The organism is Acidisphaera rubrifaciens HS-AP3, assembly GCF_000964365.1.
In the GTDB taxonomy this organism is placed as follows: domain Bacteria; phylum Pseudomonadota; class Alphaproteobacteria; order Acetobacterales; family Acetobacteraceae; genus Acidisphaera; species Acidisphaera rubrifaciens.
On the sequence record NZ_BANB01000650.1, the window covers coordinates 1 to 1,555 of the forward strand.

Below are 1,555 nucleotides of genomic sequence, written 5' to 3' on the forward strand. Positions count from 1 at the left end.
GCGACCGGCGTCTCGCGCAGCGCGAACCGCGCCTCGCCGCGCAGGATCGGGCGGGCGCGCTCGGGCACAAGGAACAGGCCGCCATGCCCGGCGGTGTCCACATCCAGCGCCCCCTCGGCGATCAGCTGGCGGATCACGCCGCGCCAGAACGTGCCGGGCCGGTCGGCGCCCACGCCGAACGTGGGCAGCCGGTCATGCCCGTGGCGCTGCACGCCCTCGGTCGCCTCGCCGCGCAGCACGGCGACGACATGCAGCGCGCCGAACATCTGCCCGGTGCGATAGACGGCCGACAGCACCTTCTGCGCCTCGGTCGTCCCGTCGCGCGTCACCGGCGGCGTCGCGCAATTGTCGCAATGGCCGCACGGCGCCGCCAGCGTCTCGCCGAAACAGGCGAGCAGCGCCTGCGTGCGGCAGCCGGCGGTCTCGGTCAGGGAGATCATCGCCTCCAGCCGCGTGCGCATCTCCCGCTGCTGCTGTGCCGGCGCCGTGGACTGCGTCAGCCAGTGGCGCGCGCGGGCAATGTCCTCCCCGCCGTACAGCAACAGGGTCGCCGCCGGATCGCCGTCGCGCCCGGCCCGGCCGATCTGCTGGTAATACGCCTCCGGGCTGTCCGGCATGTCGAGATGCACGACATGGCGCACGTCGGGCCGGTCGATGCCCATGCCGAAGGCGATGGTCGCCACCATCACCATCGCCTCGCCCGAGCGGAACCGCGCGAGCGCCGCGCGCTTCGCCGCCGGCTCGAGCCCGGCATGAAAGGCGAGCGCCGGCAGCCCGCGCTTGCGCAACGCCTCGGCCGTGCGCTCCGTCTTTGCGCGGCTGCCGCAATAGACGATGGCACAGCCCGGATCGCGCCCCAGCGCCGCCAGAAGCTGCGCCGTCTCCGACACTTTCGGCGCGGCGGCGATGTGCAGGTTGGGGCGGTGGAAACTCGCGGCGAACACCGCCGCCCCGTCCATCGCCAGCGCGTGCAGGATGTCGGCGCGGGTGCGCGGGTCTGCCGTCGCGGTCAGGGCGATGCGCGGCACGCCGGGGAAACGCTCGGCGAGCCCGGCGAGGCCGCGGTATTCGGGACGGAACTCGTGGCCCCATTGCGAGACGCAATGCGCCTCGTCGATCGCGAACAGCGACAGCCGCCGCCCCGCGAGCCGGTCGAGCGTGCCGTTGCCGAGCAGCCGCTCCGGCGAGACGTACAGAAGATCGAGGCTGCCGTCCGCGAGGGCGGCGGCCGTCGCGCGCGCCTCGGCCGGCTCAAGCTCGGAATGAAGCGCGCCCGCGCGCACGCCGACCTGCCGCAGCGCCGCCACCTGATCGTCCATCAGCGCGATCAGCGGCGAGACGACGACCGCCGTGCCGGGGCGGCACAGGGCCGGGAGCTGGTAGCACAGGCTCTTGCCGCCGCCCGTGGGCATCAGCACGAGCGCATCGCCCCCGGCGATGACGTGGCGCACCGCCGCCTCCTGCAATCCACGGAAGCCGGGAAAGCCGAAGACGCGGCGCAGGACCGCGACCGGATCGTCCGCGGCCGCCGCCGCCGGCGTCGCCACCGGCGCGC

General features: G+C 74.4%; 1 protein-coding gene. It reads right to left on the reverse strand.

Annotated elements, in window-relative coordinates; all coding sequences use genetic code 11:
* Positions 1-1,547: RecQ family ATP-dependent DNA helicase (locus B8460_RS15845; RefSeq protein ID WP_052945266.1), on the reverse strand; the 1,547-nt coding region annotated here is incomplete at its 3' end.
* Between the last annotated feature and the right edge of the window lie 8 nt (positions 1,548-1,555).